Below are 24,052 nucleotides of genomic sequence, written 5' to 3' on the forward strand. Positions count from 1 at the left end.
TTTATATCTATCTGCTATTTCCCGGTATGATTTTCCAATACAACAAGCGGCAGGTGCTGGTTCCAATTGGGTTTAAAACCATCCTGGAACATAAAGCCATCCGAGTAGTTACCTAAAACAAGATCGGGTTTGCCATCATTGTTCAGATCAGTCATTTCCATACACATCCAATGACCATATTGGCTAATCGGCAGTGCATGTGGTTTAAAATCAAAAGGTTTACCCTGCTCAAAATATATAAACTCTTCGGCAGGCGTGTTTTTCATATCAGCGAAGAAGGCTATCGTTGCAATATCAATATCACCATCACCATCAAAATCGGCAGCTATAGCTTTTGTGCAGCCGTTTACAGGATAAAACCAGCGTTGTTTAAAATTCCAGTCGCCTGTGTTGGTAAAAATATATAAGCCGTGGTAAGGTTTCAGGATCCGCGAATCACGATAGTTATACCCGCAGGTTAATATAAGGTCAAGCCTGCCGTCATGATCCATATCAACTAATTGAAAGCTGCTTGAACCATAAACCGGTGGAAAATACAGCAGGTTGCGGGTAGTAAAACCTCCTTTTTTATCATTTAGCAATAGCCAGAGGCCTTCATCGCCGCTACCTGTCAGGAGCATCACATCCTGCCAGCCATCGTTATTAAAATCGCCGGCCAAAGCTTGTGCAGCGCCCGGCTTATCATAAATAGTTTGCTGATCATACGTATGATCTTTATTTTGCTTAAGCAGGTAAACTCCGCCTTTAAACTTACCCTGGCCGCAAACTACCACATCCGGCAAACCATCCTTGTTAAAATCTCCGGTTACGGTACCTACGGGGCGGGGCAAATCAGATGCGATATAGGTTTGGTCATTATTAACTACCTTAGCATCAAGGTTTACCTTTACTACTTTACCGTTGGGAAAATCAACTGGGGCCATACGGCCTATGCAGGAGAAAAAGCCTACATTATTGCCCAAACTATCCATACCAAAAGTTACATCAACGGCAGCCGACGGAAATTTAGCAATAGAATCCATTTTTAAATTGCTATTCCAAATATTCAGCTTTTCATCAACCGCATCGGCACTGTATAATTTATGTGTGGCGGGATTGGTGGCAACCATGGTGGTGAAGCTTTTATAAATGACCGGCGCAGGCTTTTTCAGCACAAAACCAGCCCAGTCATTTATCAATGGGCTGGGCTTTTTGGCAGTCATTAAAGTATCCGGTGCTGCTTTCTTATAATAATCTAAAATGGCTGTCCACTCGGCAATAGTGGCGCCGGTTGTATCAAGCGGCCTGTTTTTATAGTACGAGGAGCCGCCATAAGTTGAAATATGCAGCAGCGGCGCCATATTAACCAGCGTATGGTTAAGCCAAACATCTTTAGGCAATGCATCAACGGGCACTAACGAGTGGCAACGGGTACATTTTAGTTGTACCAGGTTTTTACCATCAACTATAACATCGCCGGTAAACTTATAAGGTTGATATGCCGGTTTACGTTTACAACTGTTGATGAGCGTTAAACCGGCCAGTAATGCAGTGAATGAAAAAAGGTATGATATGGTTAATAAGCTTTTTTTAAAATTCATAAAATAGCCAACCCTTATTTTTTAAGTTTTAATTTTTTCCAGATGTACTCACCTACCTGCCTGCCCTGTACAGCACCCTGGTTTACACTGTTACGGAAGTGGATACCGCCATAAAACCTGCTTACTGAAGTTTCATCGGCAGCCTTTAAAAAGGAATCGAAATGGCGCTGCATACCAATATAACGCAGATCGCTGGTATCCTGGTAGGCAAAATTATCGCCAAACAAATGCGTAAGCACCACTGCCGAAGCACCGCTGATATCGCTATGACCGCTTGGATATTCAGGAAACGGTGGCGTTTGCAGCATTGGCAGCCAGTCGTGATCAATTTTATCATTGATGATGGTTACCGGCCTTATATAATTAGTTTCATACTTAACCTGCCAGCCGCAGATAAAAGCATCAAACAAAGCTATTGAGGTAAGGGCGTAGGCCTGGGCAGTTTTTACTTCATCAGCGTGGGTTTGCTTACAGGCTATGGCAGTTATACCAATCCAGTGACCGCCGGGGGTGATCTTTTTATTGGCAAACATCATGTGGCCGTTGTGTTCAATAACAAAAGGGTTATCATCCCAAAACCTGGCTATAGTTTTTTGCTCAGGTGTGATATTTTTGCTTTGGTTATACACCTCCATGGTTTGCTTAAAATATTGACTGTCCTTGCTCTCGCTAAATGCAGGTGGAGGCGGCAACGCAAACATGGTTGAGGTATCAACCGCAAAGGTGTGCATGGTGCCCCAGCAAAACTCAACACCATCAAGGTAATCAGGAGGCGTTGGATGCCAGTTGCCGGGATTATCGTTGCCCAAAAACCTGGGCTTACCACGGGTTTGGGGATAATTATCAACCGATGCCCTTTTTAAAATGTACTTACCTATCTTTTCGCCAAAGGCCATTGAACGGGCATAGGTTGAATCATCGAGGTTATCTTTATACATGGCATAAACCTTAGCCTCATATTTTTTCAATGAATCAATTGAAAAAGTCACTTTATGTGCTACTGTAAAAAAAGCGTTAGTAGCTGCCAGTGTGTAATTATATTTAACCCCTTTTTGAGGCTGCGGCGGCTGGCCGAAAGCTTTAAGCTGGGCTGTAATAGAATTATACTCCGGTTTTTCATAACGGAGCGCTTCATAAGCTGCCAGCGAGGTATAACCGTAAATACGGCTTGCTACCGGAGGGGTAAAAACATCATATATAATAACCTGCGTAAGCTGATCAACATTATTATGGATAACATCTGCATCCTTAATCAATGGTATCTTTTTAGGCTTACCTCCGCAACCTAACATAAGGGCACAACTTGCAGCGGCTAAGAATATCCTGAACAATCTCATTTATAATAATTTAGTTAATTGGTATATTACGTTGACGGCCATAGCTGTCGGTTATAGTTACTGAAGCCATGTTATCATCAATATTAATGAATCTGCCTGACTGCGACAAGAAAGAATTACCATTATAAAACTCCTGTTTGGCAGTTTTGCCATTTTTGTATTTTACAGTTGCAAATGCATCAAGCGGTTGCAGATTATATGTTTTAACGGGCCTTTTCAGCTCAAATAATTTCATGGCATCCCGATTTTGGGTAGCGGCCAGCAGATAATTGCCTTTAGCTCCCTTTAGCTTAACTAAAGCCTTACCATTGCCAGGAATGTAAATACCACTTTGCATAATGCTAAGCGGTTTAAAGCCTCCTTTACCATCGCCTTTAAGCAATAAACCGTTAAAAGCATCGTAACGGCCGGTTGCAACTTCGGTGCCATAGTCATTACCATTCAACGCAACATCCAGGTTACCGTCACCGTCAAAGTCGTCGACTGTAATGCCGCATAGTTCCGACATCTGGGCTTCAACCGGCAACGGGATGGCTGTAAATTTACCGCCACCATCATTACGTAAATAAACCGATTGCAGGTAGTTCACTTTTAGGCGGATTGCACCCTCACGCATTTTTGGCGTTATCACCGAATCCATTGTTGCTGTTGCAAACGAACGGTAATTTTGGAACCTGCTGCGCATGCTGATCATTTGCTTTACAATATCATCGCGGCCAAAAGCCGGGAACTCCTGCAGCTGCCCTTGCTGATCTTTCAGGAAAACCGAAGGAAATGCGTCATAACTGCCATTATTGTCAAAATCTTTAGCGGTAATATAAATCGGGTATTGATCAGTTGCTTTATAAAAAGTATTAAGACCGGTATTACCTACAATATAATCGGTATCGCCATCGTGGTCAAAATCGCCGGCTGCAATAGTATTCCACCAGCCAAGCTTATTTTCAATACCCGTGTTTTGCGTTACATTTTTATAAATGCCGTGATCGTTTTTAAGGAAAGTGATTGGCATCCATTCGCCGGTAAGGATCAGGTCGGGCCAGCCATCGTTATTAAAATCGGTAAAGGTGGCATCACAAACCAGGCCTATGTTATTCAATTCTTTTGCTACCGATGCAGATACGTCGGTAAACTTAACAACGCCATTTTTGCTATCATTGCGCAAAATAAAGCTTGATACCGGTTTAGGATAATTCCAGGGATCAACACGACCGGATACAAACAAGTCCATTTTACCATCGCGGTTTATATCGGCCGCTTTTACACACAGTTTACTGGTCAGATTTTTAGGCAGTGCATCGGGCTGTAATTTAAAGTTCCCTTTACCATCGTTAATATAAAGCCTGTCCTGGTAATTGGATGAACCGGGCTCGCTTTCAAAGCCGCCGCTGGCTACGTAAAGATCAAGGTCGCCATCACCGTCGGCATCAAAAAGCAGCATGCCTTCATCTTTAACCCTTACAGGCGATACCATGTGCACCATATCATTAGGATTACCAACCGGGGCAACAGCTTTTGGTTGAAGCACCAGGTCGCGCTGAATAAATTTGCCGCTGGCCTGTTGCAATAACAACTGGGCAGGGTACTTTGTAGTGCCGCCTACCACCATATCATCAAAACCATTACCATCCACATCGCCAACAGCTACGGCCGGTGTGTATTCTGATAATTTATGCGGAAGCAGTTTCTGAACGTTAAAGTCTATATAATCCTGGTCATTATGCTTATAGGTTATACCTGCCGATTGGGTGACATCTTTAAATAAAGCGATATTATCAATTGAAGGTTTTTTGTTACTATAATCAAGTTTGGCATCGGCAATTTTAACCTGGATTGTTTGGTTGGTTTTTACATTAGTAAGCACCTGTTTTTTACCATTATCCCAGCGGATCACCACCGAATCGAGTTTAGATACATTACCCAGGCCAAAATGGGCTATATCCTGTATGGTTGATAAATAACCACGGTAAGGGGTATTTTCATAGTACTGGTGCTTGCCATGATCATAATAAATATCGGCAAAAGCACCAAGGCCATTCAGGTTTTTAGGCCCGCCATGAAATTGTATATGTAAGTAGTTACTACTGTTTATTGCATTTTTACGGGATGTATTTTTGTAGATGAATGCTTCATCATTGATATTGTTGATCACCATATCCATGGTGCCGTCATTATCCAAATCAGCATACGCACATCCGTTTGAAAACGAGGGGGCACCAAGTCCCCAGTTTTTGGTTACATCCTCAAACTGTACGCCATTGGTATTGCGGAAAGCGTAATTAGGTATTTTCACAATCGGGATCTGGTCAAGCACCTGCTGGGTTGACGCTACCGAATAGGCCATCTGCCTGAAAGTTATAAAATCATGGTCTGTTACATCGCGCGGATAGCCGTTGGTTATCACAATATCACGGTAACCATCATTATCGAAATCGGTTATCATAGGCCCCCAGCTCCAGTCTGTTTGGCCAACACCGCTTAAAAAAGCCACATCACTAAATGAGGGATCGCCAATGGAGTCATTGCCGCCAATTCGCGGGCCGTTATTTAGCTGCAGTGTATTACGGGTATACTGGTACTGGTATTTATACCTGTCAAAATTTTGAAATACCTGGTAATTATTGGGCGGCATGAACATTTTTTTCCGGTAGTTATCCTCGGGGTTCATATCCACCTCAAAAACATCGGCAAGGCCATCATTGTTCACATCCTCAATATCCTGCCCCATGGCACTAAAAGCAGTGTGCTTAAAATACTCCTGTACCTTATCGGTAAAAGTGCCATTACCGTTATTGATGTATAAAATATTATCGGTTAAAAAATCGTTGGTTACGTAAATGTCTTTCCACCCATCACGGTTAATATCAACAATGGTAGCAGCATGACCATAGCCTTCGGTGCCTATGCCTGCCTGTTTTGATACATTGGTATAAACCGGGTGTTTAAGCACCGGGTCCCAGTCACAACGGTAAAGCTGCCCCGTGCTCCGGTGGCTTCCGTTGGTTATTATCGGCCTAAAGGTGCTTTGATTATCGCCGGCAACCGCCTCATTAACGGTTAGGTACATATCCAGATCACCATCGTTATCATAATCAAAAAACGAGGCCATGGTTGAGTGCAGCTTAACATTAAGACCATATTCCTTAGCCATTTCTTTAAAGTGCGGTACGCCGTCTTTACCTATGCCCTGGTTTACGTAAAGCAGGTTAGTACGCTTAACCGAATCATCAAGCAATGTATAACATACATAAATATCCATAAGGCCATCGTTGTTTATATCAACAACGGCAACTCCCCTGCCCCATCCGCCGCTGCCCCCAACACCTGCTGCCGTGGTTACGTCATCAAATTTCATATCACCTTTGTTAAGGTATAGCTTATTTGATGTGGTATTGGCAACAAAGTAAATATCCTGCAAACCATCATTATTGAAATCACCTATGCCCACGCCGCCGCCATTATACAGGTTTAGCTTGGTTAAGGGGTTTATGGTGTCATTTTCAACAATTTTATTATTGAAGGTAATACCGGAGTGAGAAGAGGGTATCTGTTCAAAAAGTGTAGCTTTTTTACAGGCGCTAAATAAAATGGCAACCAGGCATGCAAGGGAAAGGGTATACTTCATTATTGGTTAGTAAACTATAAAAAAAGGTGGAGATCATGATCTCCACCTAAAGTTAAATATTTAAAATCAACAGTTAATTAATAACCAGGATTTTGTTTTAATACACCGCTTCCGGTTGAAGCAGATTTATCAATCTGATCCTGTGGAATTGGATAGTACTCATTTCTTCCTTTGGTAAAGTGAGCACCTGTTAACTGTGAATTGATATTGATATCATATGCAAAGAAGGCATTGATCTCATCGGCCATACTGCCTGTACCCTGATCCCAACGCTGTAAGTCAAAGAAACGTTGACCTTCCATTGCTAACTCCAGTTTCCTTTCAAAATGGATAGCTGTACGGGCATAATTTTTATCAGCAAAAACACCTGCAGGATATGGTTTAATTAAATAGTTATCGGCAGGAGTTGTTTGTACCGTATAAGTCGATTTTGAAGGATCATACGGAGAGTTTTTGTAAACCCACCAGGTAGTGCCTGCTGCACGGTTACGCACCTGGTTTACATAATCTAACGCTTTATCAACACTTCCTACTTCAACTTCTGCTTCGGCAGCCATTAAAAGCACATCGCTCCAACGCATTAGGTTTACGTTGTTTGATGTAACCTCATTAGCAGCCCAGTAGTTTTCAGTACTTGAGTTGGTGCCTTTTTCGGCAGATGAATAAACGTTTTTACGTGGATTGAAAACACCATCTGTAGGGTCACGGATCCAGCTTGCCGGAGGATTGCCCCAGTCAAGGTAAGGAATATTAGGACGGCCCATAGTAATGTCAATACGTGGATCAAGGGTACCAGTATATGGATCGGTTTTGCTGCTTACCCTTTTACCTGTGTTATAGGTAGTGAAAAGAGGCAAACCATCAGCACCTGTTTTAAATGAGTTACCCAATGATTGTGAAGGGTTAAACCAACCGCAGCAAGCACCAGGACCGCTATTGTAAGGGAAGTTCAACTCATCGCCGGTGTTACCATTGTTACCGCCCGAGTTATCATTTACTGACGCTTGTGCAGCAAATACAGATTCGATACTGTTTTTCTGAGTGGCCTGAGGGCTAAAGTTAGATTGATAGTTAACATTTAATCCAAATTTAGCACCTGTTCCTTTAACGCCATTAGCAATTAAGTTATCAAACAAAGTTTTAGCTTCGGCAAATTTGTGCTGAAACATTTTGGCTTTAGCAAGGTAAGCAACAGCTACCCATTTGTTGGCACGGCCTTTTTGGGCTTGTGTAACCGGGATATTGTCAATACCTGCCTGTAAATCGGCTTCGATATTTGGCCATATGTCCTTATCATTTGCAATGTTTGCCTGAGCGTTAGTAGTAGCTGTTTCGTCAACATAAGGGATCATGTTGTACATTTTCTTCAGCTCAAAATAGTAGTAACCTCTTAAAAAACGGGCCTCACCTGTAATCCTCTTAACGTCGTCGGCGCCGATATCTTTAGCTAATGCCAAAGTACGCAAAACATCATTTGAGCGGGCAACACCATCATAACACAAAGTATATTTTGAGGTGGTATAAGGGTTATTAGTTGCTTCGTTAAAGTTACCAACTGGTAAGGCATCGTTACCACCGTCAGATGGTTCTGAACCTTTATAGGCATCGCCTGCTGCAACACTGCCAAACAACCAGTTTGAGCCAGCAGCATCAATACCGCCGCCAATGCCACCTACACCATCCAATAAGGAATACGTTCCGATAAGTAAGCTTTCAACACCAGCTTTGTTGGCCACAATGTTCGGACTTAAAGCAGCCTGTATCGGCCTGTTAAGGATATCCTTCTGGCACGCATATACCATACACACTAATAGCAGTGCTAACGGTACAATCAATTTCATTTGTAATTTTTTCATAACTTTTTTATATGATATTGTAAGTATTAAAAAGTGGCGTTAACACCAATATTATATATTTTTTGGTTTGCCGGATAGTTACCGAAGTCGATACCAAAGCTGGTATTGCTTTGCAGGTTTGAACCCTGAAGCTCAGGATCCAGGCCAGTGTATTTGGTAGCAGTAAACAAGTTGTTACCCAATAAATATACTCTTAATTTACTAATACCTAAGCTTTTGATTTTAGAACTTGGAATTGTATAACCAATTGTTAATGATTTTAACCTAACATAAGTTCCGCTTTCAATATAGAATGAGTTAAAGCTACCTGTGTTATCGGCGTTAGCAATACGGGTTAAAACCGGCACAGTTGCTTTGCTGTTATCAGCACCTGGTTTCCAAACCTTGTCGCTCAATATATCGGCACTTACGTTACCGGTAAATACTTGTGGAAAATAAGTCCAGTATTTAACATAGTTAACCACTTTACCACCAAATGAACCATAAAGGAATGCATTGAAATCAAAACCTTTATAATACATGTTAAGTGTGAAACCACCTGTAAATTTAGGGTTTGGATTGCCTATAAATGTGCGGTCATCAGCAGTTATTTTGCCGTCATGGTTTGTGTCCTGGTATTTGAAGAAACCTGGGCGTGCATTACCGTCAGTTGGTGAAGCAGCGATATCAGCAGCGTCTTTGTATAAACCGATTACTTTGTAACCAAAAAACTCGCTCACAGGCTGGCCTGGCTGTAACCTTACAAAGTTTTGCAAACGGGTTGATCCGCTACTGTTATAATCAACATATTTTAAACCACCTGTTAAGCTTTTTACAACGTTTGAATAGTGGCTGAAATTAAGGCCTAAATCGTATTTGAAATCGCTGCCTGCAGTACCATGATATTGTGCATCAAAGTCAAAACCTTTGTTAAGGATGTTACCACCATTAAGGTAAGGCGCGTTAGGCACATCAATTGGTGCAAGCGGGTGAACCTGGAATAACAGACCGGTAACTGATTTCTCAAAATACTCAAATGAGAAGCTGAACTTATTGTTCAGGATGGTCATATCGATACCGATGTTTTTCACTTTATCGGTTTCCCATGAAGTTGATAAGTTACCTAACTGCAATTTGTATAAACCAGTAACAGTTGAGTTACCTGTACCGGTTATATCATAGTTTGCGTTACCATTTGATTTTGCATATAAGTTGTAAGCGTTACTTGCCTGTCCTTCAACACCGGCAAGTGAGCCCAGCGTACCGTAACCAGCACGCAATTTCATGTCATTTAACCAGGTAGCATCTTTCAGGAAGCTTTCTTTTGACAACCTCCAGCCGGCAGTTACCGAAGGAAATACACCCCATTGGTGACCGGGTGCAAAGAACGAAGAACCGTCACGGCGTATTGTTCCGCTTACCAGATACTTATCATCATAGTTATAATCTAACCTGCCAAATTGTGAATACAACGTGTTGTTATAAAGCTGATCAACACCGTTACTTGGAGTACCATCGCCATTGGCAACAGTAACATAGTTAGGGTCGGTTGTTAAGCTGTAATTGGTGTTACCTGCACGGATACCACGGCCATACTTTGTAACAGCCTCAGTACCTGCTAAAAACTGCACATTATGTTTACCAAATTGCTGGTTATATTTTAAGGTGTTTGTCCAGGTATACTGGCTGTTGTAACCTGCAACCTCGGTGAAACCATTGCTTGAAGTATTACCTTCAGAGTTTTCATAAGCGGTTGTGGTGAAATAGTAATAGTAGTAGTTATCAACAGCACCACCAAAGCTTGTGCGCAAAGTGAAATGTTTCAGGAAGTCAACTTCGGCAAAAAGGTTACCTGTAATATCCCAGTTATTATTCCTGTTATTTTTAGTACGTTCCATAACAGCAACCGGGTTGCTTGAGTTACCCAATGAACCCGATCTTGTACCGGCAAAATTACCCTTGATATCATAAACAGGGATAATAGGAGGTTGACGATAAGCATAAGATATACCGTTACCTTCGTTCTGGTTATTTGAAAGGTTTGGTGTTCTTTTATAAAATATATAAGCGTTTTCACCAACACGGACATGTTTACCAACTGCAAAAGCTGTATTAGCCCTAACAGAATAGCGTTTCATATAAGTATCGATCAATGTACCCTGCTGATTGAAGTAGTTAACAGACATCAGGTAGGTTGACTTATCGTTACCGCCGCTTGCAGTGATATTATGGCTTTGGATTGGTGCTGATTTAAATATTTCATGAAACCAGTCGGTACCTTGCTTGTTTGCAAGCGTGATTTGATTATCAGGTAAGCTTGCGGGGTGAAGGCTGTAAGTTGAAGGATCGGTATTAGGATCGCCTGCATGAGCTCCTGCTGGAGTAATATAATCAGGAATTGTCCAGGTACCGGTATTTTTAGGATCATACTGTGAGTTGCCATTTAATGCATTTGCATTTTTAAACGACTCATAAATTGCTTCAACATAAGTTTTGGTATCAGCAAGTTTAAAACCATCTTTCAAAGGCCTTTGCGTACCATAAAATGCATCATAAGTAATGGTTGCAGAACCTGATTTACCTTTTTTAGTTGTTACTACAACTACACCGTTTGAACCACGTACACCGTAGATAGAGGCAGAACCCGCATCTTTCAGTACCTGGATTGATTCGATGTCGTTAGGGTTAACATCATTCAATGAACCCTGAACACCATCAATTAAAACAAGTGGAGCAGTGTTGTAAATTGAACCGATACCACGAATGTTTACCGAGCTACCACCGCCAGGGTTACCTGAGTTGATAACGGTTACACCCGCAGCCTGACCTTGCAGTAATGAAGCAGTGTTACCTGATGGTACAGTTTTTAAACTCGCCACGTTAACTACAGCTACCGAACCTGTAATGTCCTTTTTACGCTGAGCGGTATAACCTGTTACTACCACCTCGTTAAGGGCATTATTACCAGATTGTAAGGTGATGCGCAGGTTTACATCGGTACCTACTTTCACTTCAGTGGTTTGGTAACCAATGTATGATACCACAAGCGTATTGCCCGGGCTTAGTGTTAAGGTGAATTCACCGTTAACATCGGTTACAGCGCCAGTGCTTGTACCTTTTAAGCGTACAGAAGCACCTACAACCGGTAATTTATCGTCGGAGCCGATAACTTTACCTTTGTACTTTGTTTGGGCTGTAACTACCAATGAAGATACCAGGCAGCATAACAGCAAGCCAAGGAATCTTCCTTTTAGGAGTAAACTTTTAAACATGAGATTGAGATTTAGTTGATTAATATATTTGATTAAGCTTTTGGGTCGATAATTGGTGGTGCTATGTTTTAAAATAAAAAATTGCACACTTGCGGGCAACCGGCTTAAACGGGGCAGTTGTGAGATGAGCCCTGTTAAACAGATTGATTGGGGATGAAGTGTCGGAAAGTGAAAAATGTAAAAGTTTTATCATATGATCTTCTCTCGTATAAATTTTAAACTTTTTTATCCGTGTAACCGCCTTTTTTATGCTCTTGCTACCAGAGCAACATTAAAGTTAAAATGTTATAATAATATCAGATTTTGAACGCTTTCTGCTAAAACAGAAATTTATATTGGCTATGGAACTAATGTAAATAGTGTGTACTGTATACACAAGTAAAAAAAGCAGATTTACAAATTAATTATTTATAGACCGTTTTAACCGATAAAATTACAAGCAACAAACATTTCGTTAATAAATTATTAATAATAAGAGGCATTTTTTAAAAATATCGAATTGTAAAAATGTTGCTATTATTCATTAACAGTTCCGAAAAAAGTATTAAAGCAATAAATATTGGTGCAAGCCTCCTTTTATACTTCATATTTTAATCTGATTTTAATGTGGCGGGCTTAGTTGTCATAATTTACCAGAGTGTTAAAATATCATCATACTTTGCAAATACTGTCATAACAACATTTATTATTGATCCTCCAATAATAAATGTTAAATATACATTTACACAAACGATACTTTTTAGGCAATAAATGTTCATATAACATTTATTGCAATCGATTTCACATCACTAACACAGCACTTTAACCCCTTTCTTTAAAACAAAACAGCACCGGTAAAATTTACTTACCGGTGCTGTCCACGTATTTTTACATATCAAAAAATACCTTTGCTTTTTTTAACAAAGTGCTAAAAATGTATTACACTCCAAATGCTTTTATCTGGCCCACCAAACCGACGCATTATGCGTATCGGCCGAACTTGTTCCTATCTGCACAACAAATTCGCCGGGTTCCCAATCATATTTAAGCTGGCTGTTATAAAACTTCAATTGCTCAGGCGTTATAGTAAAACTTACCTGTTTTGATTCACCAGGCTGAAGGCTTATTTTTTGATAACCTTTAAGCTCTTTTACCGACCGGCTAATGCTTGCTACAGGATCGCTGATATATAACTGTACCACTTCTTCGCCTGCATATTTGCCTGTATTGGTTACGGTAACAGTAGCAGTTAAAGTTTCGCTGCCTTTCAATTTAGTTTTGCTTACACTAACAGCACTATAGCCAAAAGTAGTGTAGCTTAAACCATATCCAAACGGATAAAGCGGATCGTTTGAAATATCAAGATAATTTGACTTGAATTTTGACGGACCGCCGCTGTATGGCCTGCCGGTGTTTTTGTGGTTATAATAGATAGGTATCTGCCCTACACTGCGCGGAAAAGTAGCAGTTAGCTTACCCGCAGGGTTATAATCGCCGAACAATACATCGGCAATAGCGTTACCGGCTTCAGTACCGGGTGCCCAAACGTCAAGTATGGCGCTGGCGTGTTTATCCTCCCAGGTTAAGGTAAGCGGGCGGCCGTTAAACAGCACGATCACCATTGGCTTGCCCAGTTTTGAAAGCTCCTTCAGCATATTTTTCTGGCTTTCGGGAATATCAATATCCGAACGGCTTGATGATTCGCCCGACATACTCTGCGATTCGCCAACCACAGCCACTATCACATCCGATTTTTTAGCAGCATCAACTGCTTCTTTCAACAGTTCATCAGCTGGTTTAGCATCTAAAGAAACCATGCCAGGGCCAAAGTTCAACCTTTTAATGAACAGGCTGTCTTCGGTAATATTGGCGCCTTTTGCATAGTTAATAGCAACATTGTTACCTACTACGTTTTTGATACCTTCCATTACGCTTACCGATTTTTGCCATTCGCCGGCAATTACCCAGGTACCCAGCATATCGCGGTGGTTATCGGCCAGCGGTCCAACCAATGCAATACTCCCTCCTTTTTTAAGCGGCAGGGTTTGGTTATCGTTCTTTAACAGTACAAAAGAGTGTTTGGTGATTTCCCTCGCAGCAGCACGGTTGGCTGCAGATAATTCTTCTTTAGCTTCCTTATCAGCATCCATTGATTTGTAAGGGTTATCAAACAAGCCTAATTTATATTTAGCTTCCAGCACACGCTGGCAAGCCAGGTCTATTTCCTGTTGGCTTATCTTCTTTTGTGTAAGCGAGTTCTTTAACGTTTTCAGAAAACCTTCTCCTACCATATCCATATCCAAACCGGCTTTAAGGGCAAGGGCCGATACCGTTTGCAAATCGCCAAGACCATGAGCCGTCACTTCGTTTACAGCAGTATAATCAGATACCACAAAACCTTTAAAGCCCCATTGCTTTCTTAACAGATCGGTTAATAACCATTGGTTAACTGTTGCAGGTACGCCGTCAACCGTATTGAACGAGCTCATAAAGCTGCCTGCACCTGCATCAACTGCTGCTTTATATGGCGGCAGGTAATCCTGGTACATTTTAATGCGGCTCATATCAACTGTGTTATATTCACGACCGGCCTCCGCGCCTCCGTAAAGTGCAAAGTGCTTAACGCAGGCCATCACAGCATCAGCATCTTTCATGCTCGTACCCTGGTAGCCCTGCACCATAGCTTTAGCCACCTGCGAACCATACCAGGGGTCTTCACCCGAGCCTTCAGAAATGCGGCCCCAGCGCGGGTCGCGGGCAATATCAACCATTGGCGAAAACACCCAGTTTAAACCTTCGCCGGTTGCCTCTTTAGCTGCAATTTGTGCCGATTGTTTGATCAGCCCCATATCCCAGGTTGCCGACATACCCAGGGGGATTGGGAAAATAGTACGGTGGCCATGGATCACATCCAAACCAAAAATAAGCGGGATATGCAACCTTGAGTTTTTAACGGCTATATCCTGGATCTGGCGGGTTTGAGATGTGCCCCATACACCAAACACACCACCTATTGATCCTTTTTTAATATTTTCTTCAACACCTTTATTTACTACCGATCCTGTTGTTGCCGCCCCGATGGTTACCAGGTTAAGCTGCCCTATTTTTTCATCAAGGGTCATTTTACTCATCAGGCCTTTAACATAGGCGTTCATTTTTGCATCTTCGGCTGGGGTTTGTGCCAACACCTTGTTAAGGGGCATCAGCGCCACGCAAAACGGCATTACGGCTATGGCAAGCCGGCTTGAAAAATACTTTTTCATTTTTTAATTTATGTGGGTAGTAAATAATTGGTTAACAAATATGGCTAATAATCAGGGCATTTCATTGCACCCTTAAATATTTTTGATGATTTTTAAAATGGCATGCTATGGCATTTTTCATAGTGTATTAAGTACACAATTGTAAATATTATAATTAAAAAATCAAACTTTATTTGTACAATAGCGCAAATGTTAAGTAAACAGCAACTTATTGAGTACAGCGAGGAAGCCCGTAAAAACTACGTGAACCACATTTCTATTGATTGTGTTGTATTTGGATTTCATGAAGGGCAAATGAAAGTGCTGCTATTAAAAACCAATGATGAAGAAAAATGGTACCTGCCCGGTGGCTTTGTGCTAAATGAGGAACCGATTGACACCGCCGCCGATCGCATACTAAAGGAACGTACCGGTTTGGATAAAATATTTTTGCAGCAGTTTCGCGTATTTGGCGACCCTGACCGGTCGAAAGTGCATAATGATATGTATGCCGGTATGCTGCCCAAAGAAGAGAATTGGTTTTCGGGCCGTTTTATTTCGATAGGCTATTATGCGCTGGTTGATTTTTTTGGTGTTATCCCTCACCCCGATCAGTTTTCGGAGCTTTGCGCCTGGCGCGACCTGGACGATATGCCCGAGATGCAGCTTGACCATGAAAATATTTATAAAAGTGCTTTAGATGCCCTGCGACTGCAGCTTAACTACCAACCCATTGGTTACAACCTGATGCCCCGGGAATTTACCATGCCCGAATTGCAAAAGCTGTATGAAACTATTTTAGATAAAAAGCTTGACAGACGTAACTTTCAACGCCGCGTATTAGGCTTCGGTATCCTTAACCGGTCTGAAGAGCCCCGCAAAGGCGGCGCGCACAAGGCACCCTACCTGTATTCGTTTGATATGGAAAATTACCAGAATGCTTTGACTGAAGGGTTTAAGGGAGGGTGGTAAACAAAACATTTATACACACGTCATTGCGAGGTACGAAGCAATCCCTAACTATACAGGGAGAACTTGCCTGGCCGCTCTGCTTTTTGGGGGTTGCTTCGTACCTTATAATGACACGAGCCTCCCTACTCCGCCACATACTCCAACTTTACCTGCACATTTAAATCCTCATGCATACTGGCAAACTGGCGCGGATTGCGGGTAAAATCGGGATCAGTATCCATATAAATGTTCGTGATCTTAACTACTTCGGGATGTTTATCGGTGCCTATATTAAAGGTAAGCCCCTCGCTGCTTTCTAAACTTTGTTTTAGCTCAAGGTATTGCTTACCGGTTACAATGATCATTTTTTCGGCAGTCATGGATATTAATTATAAATGGTAAACTACTCAAAACCGTGTTGATTTGCCCCGTAACATACCGGCGATACAAAATTATCGCTTACCGGGTTCAGTAACGGTTTATTATATTTACCTCAAATATAACTCATATACATCCGCATAAATGATCAGTATTAAAAAATTATTGCCTTTTATTTTATTATTGGGCAGTACGGCAGCTTTGGCCCAGCAAACCTTACCCATAGCTGTAAACCTTCAAAAAACCTATACCAAAGGCACACGGACCGCCACCGGTGCACCCGGTAAAAACTATTGGCAAAACACTGCCGACTATAAGATCAAAGTAAGCTTCGACCCTAAAACCCGCCTGGTAAGCGGCTCCGTTGGTATCGATTATGTTAACAATAGTCCGGATACTTTAAAGCGGGTACAATTTAAACTGTATCCTAACTTATATAAAAAAGGCGTAGTGCGCCAAATGGCAGTTTCGGCCGATGACCTTACCAATGGGGTACAGATCAAAAGCCTCAGTATTAATAACCAAACACCAGATAGCGTTAAAACCCGTCGTATCAACGGTACAAACATGACGCAACGGGTTCCCCCCATCGCTCCAAAACAAAAAGCACATTTTGATATCAGCTATGCTTACACCTTAAATAAGGGCTCCCATATCCGTACCGGTCAAATTGATACCGGTGCATTCTTTATCGCTTACTTCTTTCCCCGGGTAGCTGTTTATGATGATATTGACGGTTGGAACGATTATCCCTATGTTGGCTCACAGGAGTTTTACAATGATTTTTGCCATTTCAGTGCGGAGATCACCGTGCCAGGCGATTATAAGGTTTGGGCCACGGGCGACCTGAAAAACGCAACTGATGTTTACGACAGCCATATTATCAAACGCATTACTGATGCAGGCGCAAGTGATAAAGTAACTGATGTTATTACTGAAGATGATATCAAAACAGGCAATATCACCAAAAACAACCCTACCAACACCTGGAAGTTTGAAGCCGACAGTGTTACTGATTTTGTTTTTGCCACCAGCAACCATTATTTATGGAAAGCATCGAGCCTCGTAGTTGATCCTAAAACCGGCAGGCGCACCCGTGTTGATGCCGTGTTTAATGAGAAACACAAAGATTATTATGCTGTTGTTGACTATGCCCGTAAAACCGTGGAGGTGATGAGTTACAAATTCCCGAAATGGCCATATCCGTATCAGCATGAAACCGTTTTTGACGGACTGGATCAGATGGAATACCCTATGATGGTGAATGACAACCCGCTTGAAGATAAGGCAGATGCAATCGAACTTACCGATCACGAAATTTTCCATACCATGTTCCCATTTTATATGGGCATTAACGAAACCAAATACGGCTGGATGGACGAAGGCTGGGCAACCATAGGCGAATGGCTGGTTAGCCCGGAGATTGATCCCTCGATAGTAGATCCATATGGTGTTGCCGCTGTTGAGCAAAGCGCAGGTCATGAAGTTGATGTGCCTGTAATGACGCTTACCCCTATGCTTACAGGAACAGCCGGTTTTACCGATAGCTACCCAAAACCGGGCCTGGGCTATTTATATGTAAAAGACATGCTTGGCGATGAACTGTTTACCAAAGCCCTGCATTATTATATTGCGCAATGGCACGGCAAACACCCCATGCCTTACGACTTTTTTAATTGCATGAACACCGGATCGGGCATGAACCTTAACTGGTTTTGGAAAGCCTGGTTCTTTGACAACGGTGTAACCGATCTCGCCATCAGCAAAGTAACCAACACAGGGCTAAAATACAGCGCCATCATTACCAAAGTTGGCAGCAAACCCATCCCGGTTAACTTAACCGTTTATTATGCCGATGGCACTACCCAATTGGTACATAAAAGCATAGCTGTTTGGGCCACCGGTAATAAAACAACCAGGGTTGATTTTACCGCCAAAAAAGCTGTTAAAAAAATAGTAATGGGCACCACCTATGATCCCGACAGTAATAAAAAGGATAATGTGTGGACAAGTAATTAAAAGCGAAAAGCCGAATGCAGAAAGCCAAAAGTTAATAATGTGATAACTTAAAAAGCGTCATTGTAAGGTACGAAGCAATCCCCAATAAACAGAGTAGCTATGCAGATTTGCCCTGTAAAGTCGGGGATTGCTTCGTGCCTCGCAATGACGATCTTCTTATTCGATTTTACCTCTACTTCTGCTGATACGCTTTTAGCAGATCAGCCACATCAATACCGTTAATTTTCATGCCGCTTAGGTTACAGTCCGAGATACTAACTTCACTAAGGTTACAATCGGTTATGGTGCTGCCCTGCAGGTCGCAGTTTTCAAATTTAAGCGGACGTTGTTTGGCAGCAGGATCATAAGCGGGGTGGCCTTTGGGCGGCATGCCAATATCATGAATGTAAGCTCCTCCAAGCTGTGCGTATTTTATTTCCAGATCACTCAGATTGGCATCTTCAATTTTAAGCCCGGTGATGCTTACGTCCCTAAAGCTCGCATTGTTCATCATCATTTGCTCAAAGGTTGAACCGTTGAGCATGGCACATTTAACATCAAGTATCTTTTGAGTTTCTTTTATGGCGATTACTTCGGTGCCGTTAGTTGCTGAATTTTCCATGATTTGCTGTTAGTTTAATCAAATATCTTAAAAATGCATGGCATCGCAGAGCTACATACGCGACAAATAAAGGGTGCATTTGCGACAAGGTTATCCTCACGCGAAGCCGCAAAGGCGCTAAGCTAAAACCTTTGTGGCTTAGCGCCTTTGCGTGAAATTTGAATATATGCTGATATATAATTAAATTCAAATACTTTATTCACTGATCATGATCCTGTTTCCTCATATCAAATTACCTCTGCTCGTTATGGCCTGTATCACACTTGCTCATACCTCATCTTATGCTCAACAAAAATCCAATCCTATCACACAAGCCAAATGGCTTATCGGCAGCTGGAGAAATCAATCGACAGAAACACTGGATACCGAAACCTGGAAAAAGCTTAATGATTCTACCTTTGTTGGCAAGAGTTATTCATTTAATGGTTCAGAAACGGTTTCATCAGAACATCTCCGTATTGAGCAACACGAAGGTAAGCTTTACTATATCCCAACAGTAAAAAATCAAAACGGCGGCAGGGCGATAACTTTTACGCTCACTTCATCGGATAATAAACACCTTGTTTTTGAAAATCCGGAACATGATTTTCCTCAAAAAATAACCTACACTCAAATCAATAAAGATTCATTAGTTGCAGAAATATCCGGCCTATGGAAAGGCAAGCAAAAGGCGATACAATTCCCGATGAAGCGGGTTAAATAACAGATTACATCTTTTATGTTATTGAAGAAATTCGGCTACATCACGGCCATAAAATTCTTTAAATAGTTTCCTGAAATAAGCAGGGGTTTCAAACCCGGCGATGTAAGATATTTCGGACACGGTGCGGTATTTGCCACTATTGATTGCTTCCATCGACATGTGCAAACGGATCCTCCGGATATAGTTATTGGGCGTAACGCCTGTGGTGTTTTTGATACGCCGGTGTAATTGCCTTTCGCTTAAGCCCATTTCGCTGCTCAGCAACACAATGCTCAAATCAACTTTTCCTATATATTTTCTTACCAGCGTTTCAAGTTCGTAAAGCCATAACTGATCGGCAATGGAAAGTTCGCTGATTGGTTTAAGGCTGCGTCCATCAGTAAATACATTAAACTTTACCCCATTCGTTAATTCACCATTTTGCGCCGGTGCTATTCTTTCTTCAATTTTATTATTGAATATAAATGAGGCCCTGCTAAATTCTTCCAGTTTCTTTTTATCCGTAATATTCCTGGCAATGGCAAAAACCAATTGCTGGCTCTGTACCGGCATCGATATCCACGAAAGCCATACAATTTCCCCACTTTTGGTTACATACCGGTTTTCAAAATTATACAGCGGATTGTTTTTCTTTATGCTCTCCCGTTTACTGGCCGTAAGGCTTCTGTCATCAACAAAAACAAATGAATCGATAGGCTTTGAAAACAGTTCGCTTTCGGTGTAGCCTAAGGTTTTTGAAACAGCCGGGTTAATTTTTTTAAAGTAACCATCAAATCCGGCCACGCACAACCAATCGGGCGACAAGTGAAAGAAGCATTCCAAATCAAAAATCTCGCTTAAGTTCTCCATATAAATTTCCGTCCCTGTTTGTAAGGGAATATTAGCATAATATAGCTGCAGGCTATGAAAGAGCAGGTTCAAAAGAAGCTATTTTTTATGACACAAATGAGTATTTAATGCGTACTGGCAGGATTATTTAATAAAATGTCAGTCCTGTCAACTTTCAAAACGGAGCTTTGCCCGCCTAAGGTAAAATCGGTAGTCGCAATATATCACATTATGTGAGGCTTTATCGCCATATAGCATTAATTGACCCGATTCTTCATAATGGTGCTATAGTACAATTCAGTGTTTTTTCATATTATTACTGGTAATATGAAAACCCTATACCAAAACACAATTAAACTTATCCTCTTTGCTTTACTGACTGTATCATTGCAAAGCTGCATTAAACAGCCCGGATCGTGGCGAAACGACCAGATCCCCGGAGGTAAACGCGACGATTTTCACAAACTAAACGAGCAATTACTTCATGACCTGCGCAGCAGCAACAGTGACGATATCAGCAACATGGAATCGCAGGAGATGCTGCAGGACAAGTCAAACCTCAGGCAAATCGAATTAGTTGGCAACGCCGCAAAAACCACCGATTATGATATTTACGATGAGTATTACATTGTAAACAAACATCGCAATACCGATACTGTAGGTAACCTATCGGCAGGCATTAACAGCTATAAAATGGTCTACAATGGCATTACCCATGAAATGTACATTGCGCTCCTTTTGCCGAAGGACAAAAACCTGCCTAACCAGGAAATGATCACCGCAATGTATGCCAAATACGACTATGGCTGGAAGCTAACCTCGCTAAGCGTAAATACTTATAAGATAAACGGCAGAACAGCTCCGGAACTTTACACGCTGGGAAAAGAAAAATACGATAAACAGCATTTTGCCGATGCCCGCTTAACACTTGAGCTGGCTTTACAATGTACCGCCCCTAATGATTACTGGCAATATCAGCATGATAGCGATGCAGGCAAATTATTTCAGGATGCAGCAGAAGCAACGGTAAAGCAATACCGTTTCCCGGTTATAATTGATGATGTTGCAGGACAGCCAAGAGTATTCCGGATCGGCAATCAAAAGAACAGCCATGGCTGGTTCCCGGTAATTTATTATACCACCAAGGTAAACATTGCCGATACCAATGCAGTAAAAAGCGAGAACATGCAGATTGGGAAAGTGATCAACAAATTGCTTCCGGGCATTACCGAGGATAAAGATTACATTTTTTACTCTGCCTGCAGCAAACTGCCGCTGAGCTCGGCAAGGGTTGAACATTTTGATATGACAGATAAGTTGAGGTAACAAATTGAATTACAATCCAACACAAATAACATCAATAAAAACGTCATTGCGAGGTACGAAGCAATCCCCTATAAGCAGGTCTGCCCTGTATAGTTTGGGATTGCTTCGTACCTCGCAATGACGTTTCTTTTTTAACTCTTATTATTCGCCGCTATCAGATCGCTTCCAACTGCAGCACCACGCTGGTGTGGTAAGTATTGGTTTCGGGATTAAGGCCTACGTTCATCAGAAAATCGCCGGTAAAGGTTAAATCTTCGTTACCTAAAACCGAACCAGTGCCCGGGTAAAGATTGATCTCTTTCACGCGGTATTTTTTGTTAGGGTCGAGGCCTTTCAGGCGTACAGGTACTTTGGTACCTGAGCCGTAACGGTTATTCACCAGATAGTTGAACATAACAGCTTTTGATTTATCGCCGCTTACGTACATCAGCGATGCTGCGTCGTTATCCCATGGAGATGCTAAACGGTATTGGTCGCCATGCCAGATCACATCTTTCAATGCATCATAGTTTTTCAGGGCCGACTGGCAGAAACTCAGATCACCTTCGCTCAATTTGCCAATCACAATATCAAAGCCCATTTTACCCATCATAGCCACATCCACGCGGAACTTGATTGGTTGTTTACCCCAATCGGTTACGTGGTTTGAGCTGGTAAGGGCAGGATAGAAATAAGAGTACTCCCACTGAATAAAAATCCTTTCCAGCGGATCGGTGTTATCACTTGGCCAGTATTCGGTAAAATATTGCAATGCACCGTAATCAACACGACCGCCGCCGCCTGAGCAAAGCATCAAAGGCACTTTAGGATATTTGGCACGTACGCGTTTCAATACATTATATAACCCATTCACATAATCAACATAAATATGCGACTGGTCTTTTTTCAGATAAGCAGAATAAGCATTGTAGATAACCGCGTTACAATCCCATTTAATGTAAGCCAAATCAGGATTCTTGGTGAACAGGCCGTCAACTACGCCAAATACAAAATCCTGTACCTTAGGGTTAGCCAGATCAAGTACCAACTGGTTCCTGAAATATTTTTCAGGGCGGTTTGGTTGCTTGATCACCCAATCAGGGTGGGCTTTGTACAGATCGCTGGCAGGGTTAACCATTTCCGGCTCAATCCAGATGCCGAATTTTACGCCATTCGCCTGTGCCTCTTTAACCAGTGAGCTGATGCCGTTTGGCAGCTTTTGTTTGTTCTCCTGCCAATCGCCCAAACCGGCATTATCGCCGTTACGCGGGTGGCTGTTACCAAACCAGCCGTCATCCAGTAAAAACAGGTCGACACCAAGTTTTTTGGTATCTTTTAACAAACCTGCAAGCTTACTCTCGTTAAAATCAAAATAGGTGGATTCCCAGTTATTGAGCAGCGTAAGCCTTGAACCTTCACCATCAACAATTTTGTACTTGCGTGCCCAGCTTTGCAGCTTGCGGCTGGCATCGCCTTTACCATGATCTGAATAAGTATAAAGGAAAGCAGGCGTGGTAAATTCAGCACCCGGCTTTAAATGATACTCGGAAGCAGCATTGTTGATACCAGCAATAACTTTAAGGTTGTTGGCTACATCCAGTTCAAAATCAATCCTGAAATTGCCCGACCATTCCATAGCTCCGTAAAGCACTTTACCTTCATCTTCGGTAGCAGGTTTATCCATCGATACCATGAACATGGAGTGCTCGTACAGGTTGGCACGGGTACCCAGTTTACTGTCGATGGTTTTAATACCGTGAGTTAACCTTGCTTCTTCGGGCTGCATTTCCATAGCCCAGTTGCCATGATATTGCTTAAGCCAAAAACCGCCGGTAGTGTTACCTTTAAGGCTTAAATTGGCCGATGCATATTTATTAAGCGTTACTATCCCCTTTTCGTTATGTTTTATCACCGACCATTGCTCGGTAATATCTTCTTTAAAATAGGTTTTGTAGTAAAGCTTTACCTCAAAATCATAAACAGGGTCTTTCATGGTAACCACCAGTAGTGAAATATCATCATCAACCTTGCTTACCGTATGGCTTACATAGGTTAGGTTTAATGATTTATTACCATCGGCATGGGTAACGGTAATGGCTGGTTCGCCAAGGCTGGCCGATCCTGATGGTGTATAAGCGTCATTCTGTACGCCCGAGTCATCGGCCTGTTTGTACATTTTCTGGATGCGGGCATACTCGGCTGTGTTGGCAAGTTTTGCGCCCAGGTACACCATATTCAGGTGTTTTTCGGCATCGGTTTGTAATACCAGCGCGTTGTGCTGGGTTTCAACAGGGATAGTTACATCCTGTGCTGCCGCCCTACCGGCCAACAGCATTGAGCCTGCAAAAAGCAGGCCCAGTGGTAAATTTTTTCTTTGAGTAGTTCTCACGTGTGATT

At 42.0% G+C, this 24,052-nt stretch carries 14 protein-coding genes; 4 read left to right on the forward strand and 10 right to left on the reverse strand.

Annotated features, from left to right (window positions below):
• Positions 1 to 14: 14 nt before the first annotated feature.
• From ACFFGT_RS13545 to bglX, 6 genes are all read right to left on the reverse strand, one after another.
• Positions 15 to 1,580, reverse strand: coding sequence for an FG-GAP repeat domain-containing protein (locus ACFFGT_RS13545; RefSeq protein ID WP_377023075.1), 1,566 nt, complete (start codon positions 1,578 to 1,580; stop codon positions 15 to 17).
• A 14-nt stretch (positions 1,581 to 1,594) separates the two neighbouring features.
• Positions 1,595 to 2,917 (reverse strand): vanadium-dependent haloperoxidase, encoded by a 1,323-nt coding sequence (locus tag ACFFGT_RS13550; RefSeq protein ID WP_377023076.1) that lies wholly within the window; start codon positions 2,915 to 2,917, stop codon positions 1,595 to 1,597.
• A 10-nt stretch (positions 2,918 to 2,927) separates the two neighbouring features.
• Positions 2,928 to 6,542: a VCBS repeat-containing protein gene (locus ACFFGT_RS13555; protein ID WP_377023077.1), complete on the reverse strand. Its 3,615-nt coding sequence runs from the start codon at positions 6,540 to 6,542 to the stop codon at positions 2,928 to 2,930.
• Positions 6,543 to 6,619: 77 nt separating this feature from the next.
• The gene (locus ACFFGT_RS13560; RefSeq protein ID WP_377023078.1) at positions 6,620 to 8,398 is read right to left on the reverse strand and encodes a RagB/SusD family nutrient uptake outer membrane protein; all 1,779 of its coding nucleotides are present in this window, start codon (positions 8,396 to 8,398) and stop codon (positions 6,620 to 6,622) included.
• Between the two features lie 26 nt (positions 8,399 to 8,424).
• Entirely contained in the window at positions 8,425 to 11,649 is a 3,225-nt protein-coding gene (locus tag ACFFGT_RS13565) for a SusC/RagA family TonB-linked outer membrane protein (protein ID WP_377023079.1), read from the reverse strand.
• Positions 11,650 to 12,584: 935 nt separating this feature from the next.
• Positions 12,585 to 14,891, reverse strand: a complete 2,307-nt coding sequence (gene bglX / locus ACFFGT_RS13570; RefSeq protein WP_377023080.1) for a beta-glucosidase BglX — start codon at positions 14,889 to 14,891, stop codon at positions 12,585 to 12,587.
• A 189-nt stretch (positions 14,892 to 15,080) separates the two neighbouring features.
• Between bglX and ACFFGT_RS13575 the strand changes: the two genes are divergently transcribed.
• Positions 15,081 to 15,842 (forward strand): NUDIX hydrolase, encoded by a 762-nt coding sequence (locus ACFFGT_RS13575; RefSeq protein WP_377023081.1) that lies wholly within the window; start codon positions 15,081 to 15,083, stop codon positions 15,840 to 15,842.
• A gap of 122 nt (positions 15,843 to 15,964) precedes the next feature.
• Here the strand turns inward: ACFFGT_RS13575 and ACFFGT_RS13580 are convergent, their stop codons facing one another.
• Complete coding sequence (locus ACFFGT_RS13580; RefSeq protein WP_377023082.1) at positions 15,965 to 16,201, reverse strand: hypothetical protein; 237 nt, start codon at positions 16,199 to 16,201, stop codon at positions 15,965 to 15,967.
• A 142-nt stretch (positions 16,202 to 16,343) separates the two neighbouring features.
• Between ACFFGT_RS13580 and ACFFGT_RS13585 the strand changes: the two genes are divergently transcribed.
• On the forward strand, positions 16,344 to 18,218 hold the full coding sequence (locus tag ACFFGT_RS13585) for a M1 family metallopeptidase (protein WP_377023083.1): 1,875 nt from the start codon (positions 16,344 to 16,346) through the stop codon (positions 18,216 to 18,218).
• 172 nt (positions 18,219 to 18,390) lie between these two features.
• Here the strand turns inward: ACFFGT_RS13585 and ACFFGT_RS13590 are convergent, their stop codons facing one another.
• Positions 18,391 to 18,819: a pentapeptide repeat-containing protein gene (locus ACFFGT_RS13590; protein WP_377023084.1), complete on the reverse strand. Its 429-nt coding sequence runs from the start codon at positions 18,817 to 18,819 to the stop codon at positions 18,391 to 18,393.
• Positions 18,820 to 19,027: 208 nt separating this feature from the next.
• Here ACFFGT_RS13590 and ACFFGT_RS13595 point away from each other — a divergent pair, with 208 nt between their 5' ends.
• Positions 19,028 to 19,522, forward strand: a complete 495-nt coding sequence (locus ACFFGT_RS13595; protein ID WP_377023085.1) for a DUF6265 family protein — start codon at positions 19,028 to 19,030, stop codon at positions 19,520 to 19,522.
• A gap of 18 nt (positions 19,523 to 19,540) precedes the next feature.
• On the opposite strand, the gene ACFFGT_RS13600 is transcribed toward ACFFGT_RS13595, so the two are convergent.
• Complete coding sequence (locus tag ACFFGT_RS13600; protein WP_377023086.1) at positions 19,541 to 20,371, reverse strand: helix-turn-helix domain-containing protein; 831 nt, start codon at positions 20,369 to 20,371, stop codon at positions 19,541 to 19,543.
• Between the two features lie 306 nt (positions 20,372 to 20,677).
• Here ACFFGT_RS13600 and ACFFGT_RS13605 point away from each other — a divergent pair, with 306 nt between their 5' ends.
• Positions 20,678 to 21,676, forward strand: a complete 999-nt coding sequence (locus ACFFGT_RS13605) for a hypothetical protein (RefSeq protein ID WP_377023087.1) — start codon at positions 20,678 to 20,680, stop codon at positions 21,674 to 21,676.
• A 154-nt stretch (positions 21,677 to 21,830) separates the two neighbouring features.
• Here the strand turns inward: ACFFGT_RS13605 and ACFFGT_RS13610 are convergent, their stop codons facing one another.
• Positions 21,831 to 24,044: an alpha-galactosidase gene (locus ACFFGT_RS13610; RefSeq protein WP_377023088.1), complete on the reverse strand. Its 2,214-nt coding sequence runs from the start codon at positions 24,042 to 24,044 to the stop codon at positions 21,831 to 21,833.
• Between the last annotated feature and the right edge of the window lie 8 nt (positions 24,045 to 24,052).

This window comes from Mucilaginibacter angelicae (assembly GCF_042434235.1).
GTDB lineage: Bacteria > Bacteroidota > Bacteroidia > Sphingobacteriales > Sphingobacteriaceae > Mucilaginibacter > Mucilaginibacter angelicae.